Genomic DNA, 21498 nt, shown 5'->3' with positions numbered 1-21498 from the left:
TTCGCAGACGCCGCGTCCGCTATCTGGCTTTTACCTGAGCGGTATCCCGTGATCGCACAGGTTGGAGGAGATCGTGTCGAGGATCGTGTTCATCACCGAGAGGTCCGCGTCGCTCAGACCCGCGAAGGCGGCCGCTTCGCTGACCGTGGCGACGTCGGAGAGCTTGCCGGTAAGCTGCTGGCCCTTGTCGGTGAGGTGGATGGCGTGGGCGCGCCCGTCGTCGGCCTTGGGCTTGCGCTCGACCATGCCCTCGGCAATCAGCCGGTCGACCAGTCGCCCTGCCGAGACACTCGAAATCTCGAGCGCTTCGGCAATGACCCGCTGGGTTGCACCGGGACGCGAGGAGACCACCGCGATCACGGTCCATTGCGAGCGGGTCACGCCCAGTTCGGCAATGGCCTCGTCGAAGTGCTTGCGCATCTGGCGCGTGACAATGGTCATCTTGAGCGCCACGTCGCGCTTGAGCGTCTCGGGCATGGTCCCCGTCTCTCCTTCCGCCTGGCCCTGAGCCAAAGGCTTTGCCAGACCCGCCGAAGCCGCGCCAGCGTTCGTGACACCATTCATGACGGGGGCTGTATCGGGGGAGGAGGCCTGTTCCATGCGCGCCCGGTTCACACCCGTTCGATGATGATCGCGGGCGCCATGCCGCCTGCCGCGCACATCGTGATCAGCGCATAGCGTCCGCCGGTGCGCTCCAGTTCGTCGAGTGCGGTGCCCACGAGCACTGCGCCGGTCGCCCCGATGGGATGACCGAGCGCGATCGCGCCGCCGTTGGGATTGACCTTCTCGCGTGGCAGATCGAGATCGCGGATGAATTTCTCGACCACCACCGCGAAGGCCTCGTTCACTTCCCATACGTCGATCTGGTCCTTGTCGAGCCCGGCGCGCGCGAGTGCCTTCTTCGCGGCGGGGACCGGACCATTGAGCATGAGCGTGGGATCGTCGCCGACATTGACCGCAGTGACGATGCGCGCGCGCGGCTTGAGGCCATGCGCATCGGCATAGTCCTTCGAGGTGATGAGCAGTGCGGCGGCGCCATCGACCACGCCCGAGGAGGTGCCGACATGGTGCACCGGCTCGAATTCGAGGTCGGGATAGCGGCGCTTGACCTGCCCGGCGAAGGTGGTGCCGTCCTTGCTGGCGGGAAAGTCGTAGAACATGGCAAAGGCGGGCTTGAGACCGGCGAGGCTTTCCGCGGTGGTTTCAGGCCTCGGGTATTCCTCGTGGTCGAGCACGAGATTGCCCTTCGCATCGTGCACCGCCACGGTCGAGCCGGCAAAGCGGCCTTCGGCGATCGCGGTTGCGGCGCGGCGCTGGCTCTCGGCGCCGAAGGCCTCGAGCTCGCTGCGGGTGATCCCTTCCATCGCGGCGATGGCGTCGGCGGCGACGCCCTGGTTGGTCTGGGGATGGAGCGCGTCGAGCGTGGGGTTGTTGGTGCCCAGCCCCCCGGCGATGTGCGCCTTCTTCTCGCGCAGCATGGTGCCGTAGTCGACCACGTGGCTCATCATTTCGGTGCCGCCCGCGATCACGCAGTCTTCGAGGCCTGCCATGACCTGTCCGGCGGCAAGGCTGGTCGCGGTGAGCCCCGATCCGCAAAAACGGTCGAGCGTGACGCCGCTGACCTTGACGTCGTAGCCGGCATCGAGCGCGGCCATGCGTCCAAGGTCGCCGCCCTGCAGGCCCATCTGCGCGCTGGTGCCCCAGATGACGTCGTCGACGCTGGCGGTATCGAGCTTGTTGCGGTCGCGCAGCGCGACGAGCACCGCCTTGGCGAGATGCTGCGGGTGCATGCCCGAATAGGCGCCCTTGCCGGTCTTGCCGATGGCGCGCGGGGTGCGCACCGCGTCGATGATGTAGGCTTCGGCCATGGTGTCTCTCCCGTACAGCAGGACGCTATCGCAGGAGGGGTGCGCGCGCCTCGTCCCGAGGTCTGGCACCTGTCACAGCCAAGGCCAACCCCGTCGCGGGACTTGACGGCACATCTCCGCCCGGGCGATGGAAACCGGTACCGCACTGGACGAAAACCGCGTGCCGTTCGATGCTCGCGGCGGGAAGAGGCCGGCAAGGTACATGACACGGTGACAGGAAAACCGGCGCAGGACGCCCCCGTGCAGGATGCGGGTGGCGAAATCGCGAGCGAGACGGCAGGTGCGCTTGCGCCGCTGCGCGTGCCCTTGTTCCGGCGCATCTGGTCGAGCAGCGTGTGCTCCAATCTCGGCCACCAGATCCTCGGCGTCGCCGCGGCCTGGGAGATGACCCGGCTTTCGAGTTCGCCGACCATGATCGCCTCGGTGCAGACCGCACTGATGCTGCCGTTGATGCTGGTGGCGCTGCCTGCCGGTGCGCTCGCCGACATGTTCGACCGGCGGCGCATCGCGATGGCCGGGCTGGGTCTAGCCTGTCTTGGCGGCATCGTCATGGCCGTGGTCGGGTTGCTCGGTCTCGTCACGCCCTGGCTGATCCTCGCGCTGCTGCTCGTGATCGGCTCGGGCGTCGCGCTCTACGGCCCGGCCTGGCAGGCCTCGATCGGCGAGCTGGTGCCGCCGCGCGTCCTGCCCGCCGCTGTCGCGCTCGGTTCCGTCAGCTACAATATCGCGCGGTCGGTAGGCCCCGCGCTGGGCGGTTTCCTCGTGCTGGCCGCAGGCGCGCATGCGGCCTTTTCGGTCAATGCCCTGGGCTACGTGCCGCTGCTGCTCGCCTTCTTCTTCTGGCGCCGCACCGGCGCGCCCTCGCGCCTGCCGCCCGAGAGTCTGGGCCGGGCGTTGGTCTCGGGTATGCGTTATGCCGCCCATGCGGGCGCGGTGCGCAATGCGGTGGTGCGGGTCTTCGTCTTCGGCCTGTGCGTCGCGACGGCCACCGCGCTCGCCCCGCTGATCGCGCGCGACCAGCTTGCGGGCAATGCGAGCACTTACGGCATCCTGCTCGGCGCGGGCGGGATCGGCGCGATCCTCGGGTCGCTTTCCACCGCCACCATGCGCGAGCGTTTCGGGCCCGAGATCGCGGTGCGCATCGGCACGGGCATTACCGCGCTGGCGCTCGTCGGGATCGCGCTGAGCCGCGACCTGTGGCTGGCCGCCCTGTGCTTTGCGCTGCAGGGCATGGGCACGATGCTGGTGCTGGCGATGTTCAACGTTGGCGTCCAGCTCGCTGCGCCGCGCTGGGTGACGGCGCGCGCGCTCTCGCTCTATTCCTCGGCGGTGACCGGGGGCATCGCGCTGGGAGCGATGGGCTGGGGGGCTGTGACCAATGCTCTCGGGCTGCAGGCAGCGGTCCTCGCCTCGGGCGCGCTGCTGGCGGCGAGCATCCTGCTGGGGCTGGTCCTGCCGATGGTGCGCGAGGGCGAGGACAAGCGCGCATCGGTGACCATCGGACACGATCCGCAAGTGGCGCTGGCGCTGACCGCGCGCTCGGGTCCGGTCGAGATCGAGATCGACTACCGCGTCGAGCCCGGCGATGCGCGTGCGTTCTATCGCGCGATGCAGGACGTGGGCAAGGCACGGCGCCGGAACGGCGGTTTCGGGTGGAGCCTCGCGCGCGACATCGCCGACCCCTGTCTGTGGACCGAGCGTTACGAATGCCCGACCTGGGGCGATTACCTGCACATGCGCGAACGCTTCACCGAGGCCGACCGCGACCTGCAGCACGCGGTCGAGGCGTTCAACACGCTCAAGGACGACGCGCGGCTGCGCCGCCGCCTGCTGCGCCCCTCGGGTTCGGTGCGCTGGGCCGCGGATGCGCCCGATCCGGGCGAGGGCAGCCCGCGCCCCTTCACCTTGTGAGGCGGCTCCCCCTGCGTGCCGGGCCTGCGCGATAAGCACAGCACGCTGCGCGCTTAGTCGAGAGCCGCGCGCAGCCCCGACCTTATCCCGGTGCTCGACAAGAGCGAGAGGATGCCAAGGACATGAGCTTCGCCCTGCGCCGCAAGCTGGCCGAAAAGCCGGCTGCGCTGCCGACAGCGACGGCAATCGACCCGGTGACCGCCGATATCGTGCGCGGCGCCTTCGAAACGGTGTGCTTCGAGGTCGCGACCCATCTCGGCCGCGCCGCATCGAGCCCGATCATCAACCAGTCGAACGAACGCAACGCGGCCATCGTCGATGCCCACGGTCGGCTCGCGGTCGGTTCGATCGGCACGCCGCACCTCACCTTCGTCTCGCAGCTCACCGTGCGCTACGGGCTCATGCTCCAGGACAAGTACGACTGGGGCGCGGGCGACGTGTTCCTCGGCAACGATCCCGACGCGGGCGGCGGGCACCTGCCCGACTACAACGTCTATGCGCCGGTCTACGACGAGGCGGGCGCGCTCGTCACCTGCATCGCGCTCCAGGCGCACCAGGGCGACACCGGGGGCAAGGATCCGGGCGGCTTCACCCTCGAGGCGACCGACATCTTCACCGAGGGTCTGGCGATCCCCTGCGTCAAGCTCGTCCACCGCGGCGAGAAGCGCGTCGACGTGATCGACATGATCGTGCGCAACAACCGCTTCGCGACTTTCGCGGGCGATCTCGCGGCGATGATCAGCGCGGTCGAGAAGGGCGTCGCACGGATCGAGGCGATGATCGCGCGCCACGGCGCCGACACCATCCGCGCCGCGATCAACCACGCCATCGACCAGAGCGAGCGCCAGTTCCGCGACGAGATCGCCGCCTGGCCCGACGGCACCTACCGCGCGGTGACCTGGATCGACCACGACACCACCGGCACGCGCGACGTGCGCGTCGAAGTCGCGCTCACCGTCGCGGGAGATACGCTCAGCGTCGATCTGGCGGGTACCGACGCGCGCCCCGAACTTACCGGCGTGTGGAATACCTTCGCCAATTCGCGCGGCTACGTCATGGTTCAGCTTGCCTCGATGATCGACCCCTCGATCGTCAAGAACGAGGGCCTGTTCAACGCCGTCACCATCGACATCCCCGAAGGCTGCATCGCCAATCCGCCGCCCAACAAGCCCGCGGCGCTGGGCAGTTTCCACCCGGCCTGCGAGATCACCGAGGCGGTGTGCATCGCGCTTTCCGGCCTCGTCCCGCGCCGGGCGCAGCCGCAGGTCTACAAGATCGGCATGCCCAACGCGGTGATCGGCTTCGACGGGCAGGGGCAGATGTTCATGGACCAGGGCGTCGACAGCCGCTCGATGGACGTCTCTGCGGTCGAGGGCATGGATGGCTGGGGTTCGTGCCCGGTGAGCCTGGGCAATCTCCTGCTCAGCCAGGCCGAGGACGCCGAGAGCCGGTTTCCCGTGCTCAACCTCTCGCGCGAACTGACCATCGATACCGGCGGGGCGGGACAGTGGCGCGGGATGCCCGGCAGCCTCAACGTCAAGCAGGTGCTGCAGCCGATGATGGCGACTGCCTGGATGGTCAGCCACGAGCACCCGATCTCGGGCATGTGCGGCGGCGATCCCGGGAGCCCTTACGTGAACCGTTTCGAACTGGGTTCGCCCAACGAGCGGCGCATCGAGCTGGCCGAGCAGGCGATGCTCCCCGAACTTGCGGTGATCGCCTACCAGCACGGCGGCGGCGGCGGTTTCGGCCCGGCGTTCGCCCGCGATCCCGAGGCGGTGAAGGAAGACGTTCTCGACGAACTGGTCAGCATCGATGCCGCGCGCGAGCGGTACGGCGTGGTGCTGACGGGCAGCCTCGAAGACTACGACCTCGCCGTCGACGCGGCCGCGACCACGACGCTGCGCGCCAGCATGGCCGAGGCGAGCGCGCAGGTACAGGCCGCCGAATAGGCGCGGCCGGCGCAACCAAAATCAGCAGGAAGGAAAGAGCCATGGCCTATCGGGTCGGCATCGATATTGGCGGGACGTTCACCGATTTCGCGCTGCTGTGCGGCGTGGGAGAGGAGGCGCGCGTGCGTCTCTACAAGAACCTCACCACCCCGCAGGACCGCTCGCTCGGCGTGATGAGCGGGCTTGAGCGGCTCGCGGCGATGGAAGGCCTCGCGCTCGGCGAATTCCTCGCGCGCTGCGATGCCATCGTCCATGGCACCACCGTTGCCGACAATGCGCTGATCGAGATGGACGGCGCGCTCACCGGGCTCATCTGCACCGAGGGCTTTCGCGACGAGATGGAATATCGCCGCGGTTTCAAGGAAAGCATCTGGGACCCGACACTGGCCCCGCCGCCGCAGATCGCCCCGCGCCGTCGCCGCCTTGGCGTGCCCGAGCGGGTGATGGCCGACGGTTCGGTCCATACTGCGCTCGACGAGGCGGCGGTGCGCGCGCAGTGCGCGAAGCTGCGCAAGCAGGGGGTGGAATCGGTCGCGGTCTCGCTGCTGTTCAGCTTCCTCAATCCCGAGCACGAGCTGCGCGTCGCCGAGATCGCCGCCGAGGAGCTGCCCGGCGCGCGTATCTCGCTCAGCCACAAGGTGCTGCCGCGCGGGCCCGAGTACGACCGCACCAGCACCACCGTGGTCAATGCCTTCGTCGCGACCCGCGTCGCCGACTATCTCGAGAAGCTGGTCGTGCGCCTTGGCGAGGCGGGCTATGCGCGCCGCCTCATGGTGATGCAGGCCTCGGGCGGGGTGATGAGCGTCGACTATATCGAGGGTGCGCCGGTGCGCGTGCTCGCCTCGGGCCCGGCGGGCGGGGTGGTCGGCTCGGCCCACGTCGGCAGCGCCAAGGGCCATGCGGACCTGCTCTGCGTCGACATGGGCGGTACCTCCTACGACATGAGCCTCGTGCTCTCCGGGGCGGCGCCTGCCGAGGCGGGCTGGAACATGCACCACCGCTATCTCGTCGGCGTGCCGATGGTGCAGGTCGAGACGCTGGGGGCGGGCGGTGGCTCGATCGTCGAGGTGGTGGCGGGCGCGCTCAGGGTCGGCCCCGCGAGTGCGGGCTCGGATCCGGGGCCGATCTGCTATGGCCGGGGCGGCACGCGAGCGACGGTCACCGATGCGCTCTTGATGACGGGCGTGCTTTCGGACGAGGCGTGCTTTGCCGGCGGCGACTTCGCGCTCACCCGCGCAGGCGTAGAGGAAGCTTTCGCCGCGCTTGGCGATGCGCTCGGCAAGTCGGCGCAGGAGGTCGCGCGCGATGCGCTGCGCCTCGTCAACGCCAACATGGTCGACGGCATTCGCCGCACCACCGCGAGCAAGGGCATCGACCCGGCCGGGCTGACCATGCTCGCATATGGCGGCAACGGGCCGGTCTTCGCCGCGATCCAGGCGGGCGAGCTGGGCATCTCGCGCGTGCTGATCCCGCGCGCCAGCCCGACCTTCTCCGCGCTCGGCACGCTCGTCGCCGATCCCACGATCGACGAGGAGCGCGCGCTCATCGCCGGGGTCGAGGACCTGCCCGTGGCGCGCATGGAAGCACTGTGGCGCGAACTGTCCGACCGCGCGGCGACGCATCTCGTCGAGGCCGGCCTTGCGGCTGACGATATCCACGCCACCTACCAGCTCTCGATGCGCTATCCCGGGCAGAACTTCTCGCTCACCTTCGACGTCGCGCAAGGCGCGCCGGGCGCGCTCGACTGGCTAGACGACACGCTCGGCAGCCGCGCGCTGGACTTGTTCAACGCGCGCCACACCGAGGAATACGGCCATATCCGCGAGCACGAACTGCCCGAGGTGACCGGACTTCGCCTCGTCAGCCGCGTCGCCACGCCGCGCCCGCCTGCCGCTGGCGGCCCCAGCGCGACGTCGCGACTGGTCAAGCCGCGCGCCACACGTGAAGTGAACCTTGGCGAAGGCTTTGCTCCCACCGCCATCCACGACGGCGCCGCCATGGTCGCGGGCGACCGGGTGGAGGGGCCTGCGGTCATCGCCGAGACTTTCACCACCATCGTCGTCCAGCCGGGCTGGCGCGCACAGGTCGACACCGCGGGCGACTACGTGCTCGAGCGATTGTGCTGAGGCTGCCGCGACGGAGGGGGAAATCGGAAGTGACTGGAAAGCCTTGCGTGGCGAGTGCGCTTCTTCATTCTCAACTTCCTTCCAAAACTAATGAAACGGCTTGTAGATTCGTATATTGGAGAAGTAATATCTTACTTCATTTTCGATAAATAGTCTATAATATTGGGCGGTTACTGCCAGATTGGACTTAGGTACCGCGGTCAAGCTCCGCACAGAGTGGAATGAGCGGAATCGGGCCAAAACCCCGCCGTTCGATCTTCCCCACGCGGCCTAGTCCATCATCCGCGCCAGTGCGGGGCTGATCCATTCGGTGAGCCGGGACCCTTCGCGGGTGATGCAGCGCACTGCCAGTTCCTCGCGCTCGGCATGGGCGCGCAGGGCAGGGGTGGGCATGACGCCCAGCGCGGTCGCCCAGGCATCGGCCTGCATCGCACTCTCGTGGATCACGCTGAGCGCGAGGACGTGATGGACGGGTGCGGCGCTGCGCGGATCGAGCGTATGCGCGCCGCGCACGTAGTCGCCCGAGGTCGCCACGGCGCTGTCGCATAGTGCGAGGCGCAAGGGCGCGATGCCTTGCGCCAGCGCCTGTGGTGGCGTTTCCAGCTCGACCCACCATGGATCGCCGTCCGGGCGCATGCCGCGCGCTGAGAATTCCCCACCGATCTCGACGAGGAAGTGCCGCAATCCGGCCGCTTCGAGTTCGCCCGCCAGCGCATCGACACCGTAGCCCTTGGCGATGCCCGAGAGATCGAGGTGGCAATTGCCGGGCTGGCACAGGCGCTGGCCCTGTGCGTCCCAGTCGAGGCGCTGCCACCCGCTCACCGCGCGGGCATCGGCCAGGGCCTCGGCGCCGGGTGGCTGGTGCGGGGCGGGGCGCGGACCGTGGCCGTAGAGGTTGACGAGCACGCCGATCGCAGGATCGAAGGCGCCCTCGCTGCGCGCCGCGATGTCGAGGGCGCAGGCCATGACCTGCGCAAAGTCGTCGTCGAGCCCGTGCCATGACCCTGCGCGCGCCCGGTTGAAACGCGAGAGTGCGCTGTCGGCCTCCCAGTGGCTGAGCCGGGCGACCAGTTGCTCGAGCCTGCGCACCAGCCGTGCTGCAAGCGCGCCGGGCAGGAGATCGTCGGGCAGGGCCGCCTTGACGCGCCAGTTCGTGCCCATCGTCGTGCCCGCGAAGGGCTGGACAGGCACGCCCGCGCGCCATCCTGCGAGGATGTCGGGAGGCAGCGCGAGCGGGACGGCCAGCCTTGGGCCGTCCCGCTCGGTATGGTTCGTCGGCAAGGTCAGGGTGCGACGACCTCGGCGGTGAGCGTGTAGCCCATGCGCCGCTTGCCCGCGCGCGGCTCGGCGGGGTTGGTGTCCTCGGCCTGAGCGTCGATCCAGTACATGCCCGGGGTCGGCCATGCGATCGTGGCGATGCCCTCGCCATCGGTCTCGACCGTGGTCACCATCTCGCTCGAGCGGAACTGCTTCGAGCCCGGGACTGCGGTGACCTTGACCCCGGCGGCGGGCTTGCCGTCGATCAGGAAGCGGAAGCGGCCCGGTTCGTTCGATACCAGCTCGTCGGGGTGAGTGAGGGGCTGGATTTCGAGACCCTTGCCGCTCGGCGCGAAGGCTTCGTCGTTGGGCATGCCCGCAGTGACGAAGGTGCCGTTGGTCGAAAGGCTCTCGACCAGCTCGACCTGGGTGGCGCCGGCGGGAATGTCGTCGAGGCCGGCGACGCGCTTGACGCCCTTGCGCGGACGCCCGCCTACGCGCCATTCCTCGCCATTCAGCATGAACTTGCCCGAGTAGCCTTCGCGCTTGACCCCGATCCACCAGGTGCCTTCCTGGTCGATGGCAACGTCGAAGGTCGAGCGGTGGCGCGCCTTGGTGGCATTGAGCATCTCGCCCTTGCTGCCGTCGGGCTTGACGATGGTGAGGATCTCGAGCGGCATCGCGACATGATCGGGATTGAACAGGTCGTTCGAGATCGCCCCGTCGAACGAGACGGTCTGGCCGGTGCCCGAAAGCGTCGTGGCCGAGGGGACCAGCCAGAAGCGGTGCGCCGAGGCGGGGGCTGCGGTGAGGGCGAGCGAGGCGAGCGAGAGCGTGGAGGCGAGCGCGAGGCGCGCGATGCGACGGCGTGCAGTCATGGCGTTACCTTTCAGGAGCAAAGCGGATGGATGTGAAGGTCCGGGCGTCGGGAAGTACTGATGGGTGGGAAAGGCCGGAGGTCAGCGGATGGTGACGGAACCGAGCTCGGTCTTGCCCGTGGTGCTGCCACTGGCGCCGGGCACGGTGATCGGCAGCGAGACGATCTCGCGCCCGCCGGTCTCGCGCGCGGCCTCGACCTTGAGGACATAGGCGCCTTTGGGCAGGCCCTTGGGCAAGGGGATGTCGTAAGTGCCCGGCGCGCGGGTGGCACCGCTCACGCCGTCGGCGGGCAGCTTGAGGCGGCGCCCGCCCTTGCGCCACCAGGTGCGCAGGTCGGTGAGCCACTTGGAGCCGGGCTCGGCGCCCTTCTTCTTGACGTCGTACCACACGAACACGGTGCGGGCCGTCCCGCCCGCGGCCGGTTCGAGCCAGGCGGCGACGTAGGGGGCGTGATATTCGGCGACCTTGATGCGCGGAATGGTGACGCGGATGGTCTCGGCATGGGCCGGGACGGCGGCGGCGATCGTGCTGGCGGCGAGGACGCCTGCGCCGGTACGGATGGCGAGCCTTGGCATGGATGCGGGCCTTTCGCTTGGGTCAGTGGATGAACAGGAGGGCAATGCCCAGCGGGATGGCGAGGCCGAGGGCGGTCAGCGGCCAGGTCAGTGGGCGGTTGCGCGAATGGAGCTGGAGCAGGACGAGCCCGGTCAGCGTGAAGACGAGGCAGGCGAATGCGAACAGGTCGATGAACCAGCTCCATGCCGTGCCCGTGTCGCGCCCCTTGTGCAGGTCGTTGAGGTAGGAGACCCAGCCCCGCTCGGTGCGTTCGGCGAGGACTTCGCCGGTCGCGGTGTCGATGCTGACCCAGGCGTCGCGCCCCGGGCCGGGCATGGCGAGATAGACCTCGCCCGGTCCCGACCAGTCGGCATCGCGTCCGGCAACGGCGAGGCCGGTGATCTCGCGGACCGATGCCGCCACCGGGCCGGGCAGGGGCCTTGCGGTCTCGTCGTCACCCTGCAACAGGCGCAGCGCCTGCGGCGAGAGCGTGCCCTCGCGCTCGACGCGCACCGGCTCTGCCGGGATGTCGGCAGCATGGTTGAGGGTAAAGCCGGTCACCGTGAACAGCAGCATGCCCACCAGCGAGAGCGCGGCGCTGATCCAGTGCCAGGTGTGCAGCTGCTTCATCCAGAAGGCGCGCGCCTTGCGCGGGCGGCGCGCAGGGGCACCCGACTGCTTAACGCTTGCGCTCTTCCCGGTCGTGGCGTGCATCGCGTCGATCCCCTTCCGGCTCAGAAATCGACCATGAGCGCGGCGGAGAAGCGACGTCCGTCGAGGACGTAGGCGAAGCCGTCCTCGGGGGTGACCTGCTTGTTGGTCAGGTTGTAGACGCCCAGGTTCACGCGCAGGCCCGGCTTGGGCTCGAGGTTCACGCCCAGATTGTAGAAAGTGTAGGGGGCATAGGTGAAGCCGTTGGTCGCCGACCCGCTGGAATTGGTCGTGCGCCCCGAGGTGCGGCCACGATAGTTCACCTGGCCCCAGGCGCGGATCATGTCGCTGAGGTCCCAGTCGAGCGAGGCATTGAACATGTGCTCGGGAATGTCGTTGAGCGGTTGGCCCGCGTTGTCGCCCGAAGTCTGCTCGGTCTGGGAATAGGTGTAGCTGTGGCGGTAGCGCAGCCCGTCGACGATGCGATAGTCGAGCGTCCACTCGATGCCCTTGAGCTCGGCGGTATCGACGTTCACATAGGTGGTGTAGCCGTATTGGTGCGCAGGGTAAGTGACCCCGTTGAAGACGCAGACCTCGTCGGCCGCGCAGATCCGCCCGGTGCGCAGCAGCTTGTCCTCGAAGTCGCTCTGGTAGGCGGTGAGGCTGGTCGAGAGCCCGAGGTCGCGGTTCACGTAGCTCGCGCCGATCTCGTAGTTCATCGTCTTTTCGGGCTTGAGATCGGGATTGCCGATGATCACGCCCCCGCGCGACACCGAGCCGAAGTCGGTCGCCGCGCGGCGCAGGCTGGGAACCTTGTAGCCGCTGGTCACGCCGCCCTTGAGGGTGAGGTTGCCGGTCGCGCGGAACACGGCATAGGCCTTGGGGCTGAAGCGCGTGCCGAACGTGGCGGAGTGGTCGACGCGCCCGCTCAGCAGGATCGAGAGATCGTCGACGATCTCCCAGTTGTCCTCGAGGAAGGCGGCATACTGCTTGCGATCCATCGCGACGATGTCGGTGGGAACCACCAGCCCGGGCAGGTTGAGCCCGTTGGTCGCGCCGTCCTCGAGCATCTCGTGGAAGTAGTTCACGCCCGCGACGATCTTGTGGCGCGGCAGGCTGAGCGCGACCTGCGAATTGGCGACGAGAGTGTCGAAATCGACGCCGTTGCCGGTCTCGGCATTGGTGCGGGTCGGGTTCGAGGACTTGTCGTAGGTGACGTAGGAATTCCACACCAGGTTGCCGTAGTTGCCCTCGTGTGTGGCGAAGTAGTTGTCGCGCAGGGTCTTGGTGAAGGTGAGGTCGTCGTCGGCGGCGATGCTCTTGCCCGGCGTCGAGGTTCGCTCCTGGATGGTGTGGGTGGCGCCTGCGGTGAAGGAGTTGTCGTCGTCGAGGCGCAGCGAGAGCTTGACGCCGACATTGCGGCGCTTGAACTCGGGATCGGCTGCGGCACTGTCGTCGCCGCCCACGAAGTCGGATTCGTCCTGATAGCGCACCCCGCCAGTGAACTGCACCGAGAGCCGGTCGCGGATCAGCGGCACGTTGAGCGCGAGGCTGGCGTTGACGCCGTCGTTGGTGACGTCGTTGCCCGGGCCGGACTTGATGTATTCGCTCGAGAAGCTGCCCGAGAACTCGTTGATCACCTTCTTGGTGATGACGTTGATCACGCCGCCGATCGCGTCCGAGCCGTAGAGCGAGGAGGCGGGTCCGCGGATGACCTCGATGCGCTCGATCGCGTTGAGCGGGGGCAGCATGTTGATCGGGGTGCCCGCCTGCTGGCCGTTGAGGCCGAAGGCCTGGTTGTCCTGCATCCGGCGTCCGTCGATCAGGAACAGGGTGTAGTCCGCGCTCATGCCGCGGATCATCACCGACTGCTCGACGCCGCCGCCCTGGATGTGCACGCCCGGCACGTTGACGAGGACATCGGTGATGTCGGTGTAGGAGCGCTGCTTGATCTCATCGGCGGTGATCACCGAGATCGTGGCGGGCGCATCCTGCACGTTGAGTTCATAGCCGGTTGCCGAGACGACGATGTCTTCGGGTGCTTCCTCGCCGCGCTTCATGGTCACGCGCTGGTCGGCCTCGGCGGCGTGGAGCTGGGCCGGTGCCATGGCGAGAGCCACGAGCGATGCCGAGGCAAATGCCGGTGCAAGTACGGAGCGCAGGAAGCGGGTACGGTCGGAAATCATGAATCCCCCTGAATTCGGGCGCGGTTCTACAGGGCGCGCGCCCACCCGGAGCGGGCCGCATGCGCGGGCCTCGCGGGATTTGTGAAATGAAGCCGGGCGCCGGATGGCTAGCCGGGAAAGACTGCTTACTGCAATTGCGAGTCGTTCCTAACAACTCTTGCGAAACGTTTGCAAGTGCAAAAACTGAACTCATCCGTTCAGTCATGTTTTGTCACGAAGAGGCCATCAGCCGTCATTCCCGCGAACCGAGGGTCTCTCGGTTTCTTCTTTCTCGACAATCACTTGCCTGGATGGCGGATCGCACCGGCGACAGTACCGTCGCGAACCGGACGGCTTGGCGCGCCTGCTCGTATCTGCAACAGGGTGGCATGGTCGAGGAACGCGGCGAGGACGGAAAATGGACCCCATGGTTCGGCGGTGCCTGCCCGGTGATGGGCGATACGCTGGTGCACGCAAGGCTGCGCTACAGCGGCGAGGTCACCGCGCCCGCGCGTGACTTGCGCTGGCGCCACGATCTGTACGTTGCCTATGGCGCCGAGGAGGTGGTCGCCTACCGTCTGTGCTGAGCGGCAAGGGCGTGCGCGCGCGCTAGGTCGGCACGCCGCTCAGCTTCCGGTGAAGTGCGGGGCTCGTTTTTCGGCGAAGGCGGCGCAGGCCTCGCGAAAATCCTCGGTGCCCAGCGCCAGGCACTGCACGTGGTTTTCCAGTTCGAGCGCGGCATCGAGCCCCGGCGCATCGAGGTTCGCGCGGATGACCTGCTTGCTATGCTTGATCGCGTAAGGGCTGTTCGCGGCGATCTGCGCTGCCAGCGCGAGCGCTGCCTCGAGCGCCTCGCCCTCGTCGGCAAGCGTGGTGACGAGGCCCATCGCGAGGGCTTCGGCGGCGCCGACAGGCCGTCCGGTCAGCATGATCTCGCTCGCGCGTCCGCCGCCGACGATGCGCGGCAGGTGGTAGCTAATACCGCACTCGCCCGCACTGAGCGCGATCCTGACCGCGCCGACGAGGAACTTTGCTGCTGGCCCGGCGACGCGAATGTCGGCGGCGAGGGCAAGGCCCATGCCGGCACCGACCGCCGCGCCTTCGACCACGGCGATGACCGGGAAGCGGGCCTGTGCCACTTCGCGCATGAGCCCTGCGAACTTCTCCTGAAGCGCCATCGCCTCGATCGGTCCGCGCGGGGCATCGGGCCCTTGCAGCACTTCCTTGAGGTCGAGCCCGGCGCAGAACGCCTTGCCTTCGCCTGCAAGCACCACCACGCGCACCGTCTCGTCCCGCGCCAGTTCGGCGATGGTGGCGCGCAGCTGCGCGACCATGGGCAAGGTCAGGGCATTGGCCGCCTGCGGCCGTGCAAGGGTGACGAGCGCGATGCCCTCGGCGGGGCGGGTGGTGATGATCATGGGGCGTTCTCCTCGAGCGTTGCAAGCGCGCTCGGCGCGCCGGTGAGGCCGGGCACCGCGACCGCCATGCGCAGGATCGCGCCCTTGCGCGGGGCTTCCCCGTTGCCTCCGGTGGCGATGTAAAGACTGCCCGGATCGTCCGGGGCGAAGCAGATGCTGACGACGTGCGGGTAGGGCAGGCTCAGCGTCTCCAGACTGGTTCCGTCGGGGGCGAGGTGGAGCAGGCGCGCGGTGCTCCAGCACGCCACCCACAGGTTGCCCGCGCTGTCGAGCGCGAGCCCGTCGCCGTCCTCGAGCGAGACGAAAAGCTCGCCGGCAGCGACCCCGGTCTCGGTCAGCGCGCCCTGCCCAAGCGGATAGCGCCAGATCCCGCGTCCTGTCTCGACGTGATAGAGCCATGCGCCGCAAGGGCTCAGCGCCATGCCGTTCGAGGCAGCGACATCGCGGCGAAGGACGGTGACTTCGCCCGAGGCGCTCATGTGGAAGAGCATGCCCGGTGCGGGCGGCGTGCCGGTCTCGAAGATCGCCGCGAAGTCGATGCTGCCGGCATAGAAGCCGCCGTGCCCGTCGCCTTCCATGTCGTTGACCGCGCCGAGCGCCTGTCCTTCAATGGCGCCCAGCACCTCGCGCGTCGCGCCGCTTTCGGGATCGAGCGCCACTATGCCGCCACGGCCGCTGCACAGGACCTGTCCCGAGCGGTCGATGACGATGCCACCGACCCACTGGCGTTCGGGAAGCATGAGCCGGGGCTCCTCGCCGGAGCGGCAGCGATAGACACCGCCTGCGGTGAGGTCCGAAAACCAGATCGCGCCATCGGACGTGATGCGCGGCGCCTCGATGAAGTCGAACCCGCTCGCGATCACCTCGAAGTCCGGCGCCGTGGCGCGCGTCGTCCCGCTCGGTTCCATGCATCTCTCCCGTTTTTCGGCGTCAGTATTCGCGCCGGGACGGGTTGGTGCAAGCGTGTGGGCGATCTGAGCGGTGTCCGCCTGACAAAAGCGCTAGTCAGCGCAAGCCTCAGCGCACGATGGCGAAGCCCACGCGCAGCCGAGTGGTGTGCCGGTTGTAGTCGAGCAGGTTCTCGCCGTAACCCGCGAAGGCCTGCCCGAAGACGTAGAGGTTGAGGCTGGTGTCGACGATCTTGTCGAAGGGATAGGACAGCTCTGCCTCGACCGCGCCCTTGCCCGAGGAGAAGTTGAGGCGGCTCTGGGTGGTGAGGCGCAGGCCGTCGTCCTTGCCGACCTCGAAGAACAGGCCGGTCGAGCCGCGGTAGTGGCGGATGTCGGGGTTATCTTCCAGATCGCCGATGTAATAGAACAGGCGCGGTCCGATCGAGACGGTGTAGTCACCGGCGGGCATCGTGGCGACAGGCTGGATGTAGAGCGTGTTCGCGCTGCGCGAGGCATCGCCGTCGCGGCCGTTGGATTCGTGGCGCACCCCGACCTGTCCACCCAGCGCGATACCGTCACCGACCTTGACCGCGGGCTGCAGGAAGAACAGCTCGGGCATGAAGTCGATGTTGCGGAAGGGCGAGGATTCCGAGCCCAGGTCCCAGAACATGCGCTGGGTATAGCCGAAGTGGATGCCGTTGATCAGGGGCGCAGCGCCGCCGACGTTGCCGGCGTCGCCGAAAAGCTGGTACTTGAAACTGAGCTGGATCAGCGCCTCGCTATTCGTGTCGGGTCCGTAGACGCCGAAGATCGGGTTGTAGGCCGAGAGATTGCCGAGGTAGGCATTGCCGCTTTCGGGCCGCGCGGCGGGCACGTCGCTGGCGACGAGCGGCCGCCGTTCGGGCGTCGGGCTTTCGAGCATGGTCTCGGCGAGTTCCACCTCGGCCTGTGCGCGGGTCGAGGCCGCGGGAATCGCGAACATCGTGGCGGGCGCCGCTCCGGCAAGGGCAAGCTGGGCCTGCGCGGTCTGCCCGGTGCCTGCGGGCAGGCGCAGCGTGCACGCGGCAAGCGCGAAGCGTCCCGGTGCAATCGGGCTCGTCTTGCTCGCGGAGGGCTGAGCATCCGGCGCGCAATCGAGCATGACGGCGCGATTCACGCCGTCGAGCGTGAGCGTGGCGGGGACCTGCGCGGGAACACTGGCCTGCCCTGCCGAGGCCGGGTTGAAGGCCAGGATCCGCACTTGCATGCTTTCGCCATCCTCGCCGGGCGTGACCGATTCCACGAGCACGCGCGCCTCGCTGCCAGCGTCGCCCGCCGCGAGCGCGGGGGTGGCGAGGGTCAGGGCCAGGGTCAGGGCGAGGGTGCTGGCGAGCGCGCCGGTGAGCGGGCCGGCAAGGCCGGTTCGGATGGTCGGGTGCATGGTTTCTGGATTCTTTGCTTGGCCGTGACAGGCGACGGGACAGGAAAAGGCGCTACGGATAAATCCGTGGCAGATGGCATCGTTCCATCGCGTGAGACCACTGGCCCGCATCCGGTGATACCGCGCCCCGATAGGCCTCGCGGGAGCGCTGCGCCAGCCCCGTCGGTTGCACATGATGTTGCTCGAAATTCATCCATGGCGACCTTGATGCCAGTCCGCCGGCGCACTGATCATAAGGACGGGTGCGCCCGGTCGCCCGCATGCCTAGGTCTGAAGGCAGAACAGATCGGAACGGGAGAGCGGAATGCGGGCATCGAACCCGAACTCGAGCAGGTGCGCGCAGGTGGCGCACAACGGCAGGACGGCGCGATGAGCGGGGCCCTTGCTCGCGACGCCGCCGTTCCCAAGGCATTGCTCCTGCTCAAGGCAGGAGAGGAGTCCGACACGGCGCTCGATGCGCTCGCGCACGGGCTTGCCGGGCGCACGGGTACACAACTGTGGCGGGCCTTGCCTCCCGGTGTGCTTGGCGACAGCCCGCAAGGCGAGGCAGTCGGGGCGGGCCTCGCATTCGACTTCGCGGTCGAGATCGACGGCGCGCATGAACCTTCGGAACTGGCGGACCTCGCCCTGCCGAAGGCCATTGCGCGCGAGGCAGGTGTTGCCGTCATCGGGACCGAGCATCACGTCATGCCCGGCGAGGGTGCGGTTGCCCTGTTCTGTCCGCTGCGCAGGCTGCCCGGCCTGACCGGGGAGGGCTTTCGCGACTACTGGCTCAACCGTCACGCCGATTTCGGCAGGGCCAATCCCGAGAGCCGCTATCGCCAGCTCCATCCCGATCCGCAGGCGAGCGATGACTTGTGCGCGGCACTGGGATTGCCCGCCTGCGACATCGACGGCGTTGCTGAGGCCTATTTTCGCGATATCGACGAGTTGCGCGCGGTGCTCGCCTCTCCCGACATCGCGGGCGATGCCTTTGCCGATGAACAGCGTTTCATCGATCACGCGCGCTCGGCGTTCCTGCCCTTCGAACGCATCGCGTTCGCCTGAGACGATGTTCGGGGAGACGATACGAATGGCCCGCGTCCACTTGCACATCGAAGCGGGATGCGCGGTCATCTCCTTCGACAACCCGCCCACCGGCCTGCTTACCGCCGCCATGGTCGGCGAGTTCGAGACCGCGCTCGATGGCGCACTTGCGAGCGAGGACGTGCGCGTCCTGGTGCTGACCGGCACGGTGCCGGGGGTGATGATCCGCCATTTCGACCTCGCCGATCTGGCGCAGGCAGCCAAGGCACTGGCCGAGACTCCGGTCCAGCCGCCGGCGCGCTGGGACGATTCGGTGTTTCACCGGCTCACCCGCAGGCTCGAGACCTGTGCCGTCCCCGTGATTGCAGCGATCAACGGAGACTGCATGGGGGTGGGCTTCGAGATCGCGCTGGCCTGCGACATCCGCATCGCTCAGGCCGGTGACTTCTCGCTGGGCCTGCCCGAGATGAACCTCGCGATGTTTCCCGGCGGGGGCGGCACCGTGCGCCTCGCCCGGGCGCTTGGCGTCGCGCGCGCTCTCGAATGGATCGCGACCGCCCGCGTGGTCTCGCCCGACGAGGCGCTCGCGCATGGTCTGGTCAGCGAAGTCGTCGCCGACCCGCTGGCGCGTGCCTGGGAGATGGCGGGCGCCATGACCGCACGCTCGCCGGGCGCGATCGCCGCGACCAAGCGGCTCGTCCACGCCGCGCAAGGCTCCGATCTGGAAGCGGCGCTGAGCCTCGAGCAGCAGGCGGTCAACGAACGGCTAGGCAGCGCGCAGGTGCGTCGCAGGCTGGAGGCCTATCTGCGCAGCGACGCGGACTTGCGCGATTTCATCGCCGATTAGGCTCAGGACCATTGGGCCGTATCCCGGACCTCGCTTGTGGCAAGGGTCCGGGACACGACCGGGAGCCCTTATTCAGGATCGCTCACGTCGAAGGTGATCGTCTTGAACGTGCCGGTGAAGGTGCTGTTCTCGATGGTATAGGTATCGGCGACAGGGGTGATCGTGTCGCTGCCCACGTCGAAGCCTTCGGTATGCGAGACCCAGCCGAACATCGTGGCCTCGATCCGGCCTTGCGCAACCTCGCGTCCGTCGACCGAGATCGTCAGCGTGCCCGGACCGCCGCGTTCGTTGCTGTCGGCGGCGAAGCGGGCGACGATGTCGTGCTCGCCGGGGGAGAGCGCTTCGCTCGAGGCGATGCGGTACTGGCGCTCGCCGATGGCATTGTAGTGGAACACCGGGCGCCCGTTCTCGAGATAGAAGGCATAGCCCCCGAAGCGCCCGCCCTGCGTGACCAGCACCCCCTGCGCGGGGGTCTGGGGCAGTTCGACGTCTGCGGCGATGCGCCAGCTCTTGCCGATGGTCGGCGGGGCCGCGCTCTCGACGATGTGCGTCATCGGCGAGCGATAGACGAAGTGCGTCGCCCCGCCGGTCGCGGTCGGCCGTCCCTGCGCCCCCTCGCTGAAGTCGTGGATCGGCAGGATGTGGTTCTTGGCCGCCTCGGCCCAGAACAGGCCCTGCATTGCGCGCAGCTTCTCGGGCTTCGCCTTGGCCAAGTCCTTGCTCTGGCTGTAGTCGCTAGTGAGGTCGTAGAGTTCCCAGTTGCGCGCCATGACGTCGGTCTTGATGTTGCGCGCGACGTCCCATGCCGCGCGCGAGGGGCTCGTGCCCGCCCACCAGCCATCGTGGTAGATGCCCATGTTCTCCATCATCTCGAAGACCTGGGTGTGGCGCTCGCCCGGCGCATCGGCCTTGTCGAAGGTATAGGCCATCGAGATGCCGTCGAGCGGCTTCTGCTCGACGCCGTCGATGCTGGCAGGCGCGGCGATGCCGGTGGCCTCGAGGATGGTCGGGGCGATGTCGGTGACGTAGTGGAACTGCTCGCGCATCCTGCCGTCATGCGTGATGCCCTTGGGCCAGCTCATCACGAGGCCGTTGCGCACGCCGCCGAAGTGCGAGGCGACCTGCTTGTACCACTGGAACGGACTGTCCATGCCCCAGGCGAAACCTGCCGGGAAGTGGTTGTAGAGGTTGGGGCCGCCGATCTCGTCGATGCGCGAGAGCATGTAGTCGAGCGGTTCGTCGTAGCGGTTGATCATCGACTGCTCGAACAAGGTGCCGTTGGGTCCGCCCTCGGCGCTCGAGCCGTTGTCGCCCTGGATGAAGATGATCAGCGTGTTGTCGTATTCGCCGCTGGCCTTGAGCGCATCGACGATGCGGCCGATCTCGTGGTCGGAATAGGCGATGGCCGCGGCGTAGGCCTCGATCAGGCGGGTGTAGAGCCGCTTCTTGTCGGCTGAGAGGCTGTCCCAGGCGGGAAGACCCTCGGGGCGCGGGGTGAGCTGCGCATTGGCGGGGATCACGCCCATGCGCTTCTGGCGCGCGAAGGTCTGCTCGCGCAGCTTGTCCCAGCCCATGTCGAACTTGCCGCGAAACTTCTCGAGCCATTCCTTGGGCGCCTGGTGCGGCGTGTGGGCGGTACCCGGCGCGTAGTACATGAAGAAGGGCTTGTCGGGCGTGGTCGCCTTCTCGCGGTCGATCCAGGCGATGGCCTTGTCGGCGAGATCATGGTCGAGGATGTAGTCGGGATCGTCGCGCGGATAGTCGATGTGGCGCCGGTCCTCGACGAGGTTTGGCGCGAACTGGTTGGTGTCTGCTGACAGGAACCCGTAGAAGTGGTCGAAGCCCAGCCCCGTGGGCCAGCGGTCGAACGGACCGGCAGGGCCCATCTCCCACTCGGGCGTCAGGTGCGACTTGCCGAACATCGCGGTCGCAAAGCCGCCGTCGGACAGGATGCGCGCGACGGTGCCTGCGGAATCGGGAATGTTCGAGGTGTACCCCTCGTAGCCGGTAGGGATGTTGGTGACGTTGCCGACGTTGACGTTGTGCGGGTTGCGCCCCGTCAGCAGCGAAGCGCGCGTGGGCGAGCACAGCGCGGTGGTGTTGAACTGGTTATAGCGAAGCCCCTGCTGCGCCAGCGCATCGAAAGTCGGGGTCGGGACCGGGCCGCCGAAAGTGCTGGTCGTGCCGAAGCCGACATCGTCGGTGAGGATGAGCAGGACGTTGGGCGCTCCCGCGGGCGCGCGCGTCTGCTCGGGCCAGACCGGCGCGCCGCTGTCGGCGGCGGTCAGCCCGACGGACTGCGGAACGCGCGGCGCCTGCGCGTTGTTCTGGGCTGTGTCCTGGGCGAGCACAGGCGGAGCGCTCAGGGCGCAAAGGCCACTCACGGCGAGTGCGCCGAGGATGCCGGTGGTCTGTGCGATGCGGCGCCTGGCATGCGCCAGGCCGGGGCGGCGCGTGTTGCGTCCCGTCATTTCTTTATCTCTCCCATATCGGGCCCCTGGCCCTTCACATTGGACGTGTCGTTGCACGTTTC

General features: G+C 68.0%; 17 protein-coding genes. 6 read left to right on the top strand and 11 right to left on the bottom strand.

The features are described from left to right. Positions 1-30: 30 nt before the first annotated feature. Together I5E68_RS16750 and I5E68_RS16745 are read right to left on the bottom strand one after the other, a co-directional pair. The gene (locus I5E68_RS16750; RefSeq protein WP_197166121.1) at positions 31-477 is read right to left on the bottom strand and encodes a MarR family winged helix-turn-helix transcriptional regulator; all 447 of its coding nucleotides are present in this window, start codon (positions 475-477) and stop codon (positions 31-33) included. Between the two features lie 134 nt (positions 478-611). Continuing rightward, entirely contained in the window at positions 612-1868 is a 1257-nt protein-coding gene (locus I5E68_RS16745; protein WP_197166119.1) for an acetyl-CoA C-acetyltransferase, read from the bottom strand. A gap of 210 nt (positions 1869-2078) precedes the next feature. Between I5E68_RS16745 and I5E68_RS16740 the strand changes: the two genes are divergently transcribed. The 3 genes from I5E68_RS16740 (at position 2079) to I5E68_RS16730 (ending at position 7857) form a co-directional block, all read left to right on the top strand. Beyond that, complete coding sequence (locus tag I5E68_RS16740; RefSeq protein WP_323982201.1) at positions 2079-3779, top strand: MFS transporter; 1701 nt, start codon at positions 2079-2081, stop codon at positions 3777-3779. 122 nt (positions 3780-3901) lie between these two features. Further along, positions 3902-5731, top strand: a complete 1830-nt coding sequence (locus I5E68_RS16735) for a hydantoinase B/oxoprolinase family protein (RefSeq protein ID WP_197166117.1) — start codon at positions 3902-3904, stop codon at positions 5729-5731. 41 nt (positions 5732-5772) lie between these two features. Then, the gene (locus I5E68_RS16730) at positions 5773-7857 is read left to right on the top strand and encodes a hydantoinase/oxoprolinase family protein (protein WP_197166116.1); all 2085 of its coding nucleotides are present in this window, start codon (positions 5773-5775) and stop codon (positions 7855-7857) included. A gap of 270 nt (positions 7858-8127) precedes the next feature. On the opposite strand, the gene I5E68_RS16725 is transcribed toward I5E68_RS16730, so the two are convergent. The 5 genes from I5E68_RS16725 to I5E68_RS16705 all read right to left on the bottom strand — a co-directional run bounded on the left by I5E68_RS16725 (position 8128) and on the right by I5E68_RS16705 (position 13385). Next, positions 8128-9138: an FAD:protein FMN transferase gene (locus I5E68_RS16725; RefSeq protein WP_228727294.1), complete on the bottom strand. Its 1011-nt coding sequence runs from the start codon at positions 9136-9138 to the stop codon at positions 8128-8130. Between the two features lie 2 nt (positions 9139-9140). Continuing rightward, complete coding sequence (locus I5E68_RS16720) at positions 9141-9992, bottom strand: DUF4198 domain-containing protein (RefSeq protein ID WP_197166115.1); 852 nt, start codon at positions 9990-9992, stop codon at positions 9141-9143. Positions 9993-10073: 81 nt separating this feature from the next. Further along, positions 10074-10568, bottom strand: a complete 495-nt coding sequence (locus I5E68_RS16715) for a DUF2271 domain-containing protein (RefSeq protein WP_197166114.1) — start codon at positions 10566-10568, stop codon at positions 10074-10076. Positions 10569-10590: 22 nt separating this feature from the next. Beyond that, positions 10591-11262 carry a PepSY-associated TM helix domain-containing protein gene (locus I5E68_RS16710; protein ID WP_197166113.1) on the bottom strand — a complete coding sequence of 224 codons (672 nt, stop codon included), beginning with the start codon at positions 11260-11262 and terminating at the stop codon, positions 10591-10593. Between the two features lie 20 nt (positions 11263-11282). Next, on the bottom strand, positions 11283-13385 hold the full coding sequence (locus tag I5E68_RS16705; RefSeq protein ID WP_197166111.1) for a TonB-dependent receptor domain-containing protein: 2103 nt from the start codon (positions 13383-13385) through the stop codon (positions 11283-11285). 290 nt (positions 13386-13675) lie between these two features. Between I5E68_RS16705 and I5E68_RS16700 the strand changes: the two genes are divergently transcribed. After that, positions 13676-13951, top strand: coding sequence for a hypothetical protein (locus I5E68_RS16700; RefSeq protein WP_197166108.1), 276 nt, complete (start codon positions 13676-13678; stop codon positions 13949-13951). 39 nt (positions 13952-13990) lie between these two features. On the opposite strand, the gene I5E68_RS16695 is transcribed toward I5E68_RS16700, so the two are convergent. The 3 genes from I5E68_RS16695 to I5E68_RS16685 all read right to left on the bottom strand — a co-directional run bounded on the left by I5E68_RS16695 (position 13991) and on the right by I5E68_RS16685 (position 17092). Next, complete coding sequence (locus I5E68_RS16695; protein WP_197166106.1) at positions 13991-14782, bottom strand: enoyl-CoA hydratase/isomerase family protein; 792 nt, start codon at positions 14780-14782, stop codon at positions 13991-13993. After that, positions 14779-15690, bottom strand: a complete 912-nt coding sequence (locus I5E68_RS16690; protein WP_197166104.1) for an SMP-30/gluconolactonase/LRE family protein — start codon at positions 15688-15690, stop codon at positions 14779-14781. Before I5E68_RS16690 ends, I5E68_RS16695 begins: the two co-directional genes overlap by 4 nt. 109 nt (positions 15691-15799) lie before the next feature. Next, positions 15800-17092: a phospholipase A gene (locus I5E68_RS16685; RefSeq protein WP_197166103.1), complete on the bottom strand. Its 1293-nt coding sequence runs from the start codon at positions 17090-17092 to the stop codon at positions 15800-15802. A 369-nt stretch (positions 17093-17461) separates the two neighbouring features. Between I5E68_RS16685 and I5E68_RS16680 the strand changes: the two genes are divergently transcribed. Then, the gene (locus tag I5E68_RS16680) at positions 17462-18139 is read left to right on the top strand and encodes an EthD domain-containing protein (RefSeq protein ID WP_197166102.1); all 678 of its coding nucleotides are present in this window, start codon (positions 17462-17464) and stop codon (positions 18137-18139) included. Positions 18140-18164: 25 nt separating this feature from the next. Next, positions 18165-18965 carry an enoyl-CoA hydratase/isomerase family protein gene (locus tag I5E68_RS16675; protein ID WP_197166101.1) on the top strand — a complete coding sequence of 267 codons (801 nt, stop codon included), beginning with the start codon at positions 18165-18167 and terminating at the stop codon, positions 18963-18965. Between the two features lie 68 nt (positions 18966-19033). Here I5E68_RS16675 and I5E68_RS16670 read toward each other — a convergent pair whose 3' ends face one another. Continuing rightward, a complete protein-coding gene (locus tag I5E68_RS16670; protein WP_197166100.1) occupies positions 19034-21436 on the bottom strand; it encodes an arylsulfatase in 2403 nt (800 codons plus the stop codon). Between the last annotated feature and the right edge of the window lie 62 nt (positions 21437-21498).

This window comes from Novosphingobium aureum (assembly GCF_015865035.1).
GTDB classification, from domain to species: domain Bacteria; phylum Pseudomonadota; class Alphaproteobacteria; order Sphingomonadales; family Sphingomonadaceae; genus Novosphingobium; species Novosphingobium aureum.
Note: the sequence above shows the minus strand (reverse complement) of the source record. Positions and strands in the feature narration are given on the sequence as shown.

Excerpts from the sequence above, each read along its gene's own strand:
- I5E68_RS16750 (WP_197166121.1), bottom strand. The coding sequence starts at position 477 with ATGCCCGAGACGCTCAAGCGCGACGTGGCGCTCAAGATGACCATTGTC.
- I5E68_RS16745 (WP_197166119.1), bottom strand. The coding sequence starts at position 1,868 with ATGGCCGAAGCCTACATCATCGACGCGGTGCGCACCCCGCGCGCCATC.
- I5E68_RS16735 (WP_197166117.1), top strand. The coding sequence starts at position 3,902 with ATGAGCTTCGCCCTGCGCCGCAAGCTGGCCGAAAAGCCGGCTGCGCTG.
- I5E68_RS16730 (WP_197166116.1), top strand. The coding sequence starts at position 5,773 with ATGGCCTATCGGGTCGGCATCGATATTGGCGGGACGTTCACCGATTTC.
- I5E68_RS16720 (WP_197166115.1), bottom strand. The coding sequence starts at position 9,992 with ATGACTGCACGCCGTCGCATCGCGCGCCTCGCGCTCGCCTCCACGCTC.
- I5E68_RS16715 (WP_197166114.1), bottom strand. The coding sequence starts at position 10,568 with ATGCCAAGGCTCGCCATCCGTACCGGCGCAGGCGTCCTCGCCGCCAGC.
- I5E68_RS16710 (WP_197166113.1), bottom strand. The coding sequence starts at position 11,262 with ATGCACGCCACGACCGGGAAGAGCGCAAGCGTTAAGCAGTCGGGTGCC.
- I5E68_RS16705 (WP_197166111.1), bottom strand. The coding sequence starts at position 13,385 with ATGATTTCCGACCGTACCCGCTTCCTGCGCTCCGTACTTGCACCGGCA.
- I5E68_RS16700 (WP_197166108.1), top strand. The coding sequence starts at position 13,676 with ATGGCGGATCGCACCGGCGACAGTACCGTCGCGAACCGGACGGCTTGG.
- I5E68_RS16695 (WP_197166106.1), bottom strand. The coding sequence starts at position 14,782 with ATGATCATCACCACCCGCCCCGCCGAGGGCATCGCGCTCGTCACCCTT.
- I5E68_RS16690 (WP_197166104.1), bottom strand. The coding sequence starts at position 15,690 with ATGGAACCGAGCGGGACGACGCGCGCCACGGCGCCGGACTTCGAGGTG.
- I5E68_RS16685 (WP_197166103.1), bottom strand. The coding sequence starts at position 17,092 with ATGCACCCGACCATCCGAACCGGCCTTGCCGGCCCGCTCACCGGCGCG.
- I5E68_RS16680 (WP_197166102.1), top strand. The coding sequence starts at position 17,462 with ATGAGCGGGGCCCTTGCTCGCGACGCCGCCGTTCCCAAGGCATTGCTC.
- I5E68_RS16675 (WP_197166101.1), top strand. The coding sequence starts at position 18,165 with ATGGCCCGCGTCCACTTGCACATCGAAGCGGGATGCGCGGTCATCTCC.
- I5E68_RS16670 (WP_197166100.1), bottom strand. The coding sequence starts at position 21,436 with ATGACGGGACGCAACACGCGCCGCCCCGGCCTGGCGCATGCCAGGCGC.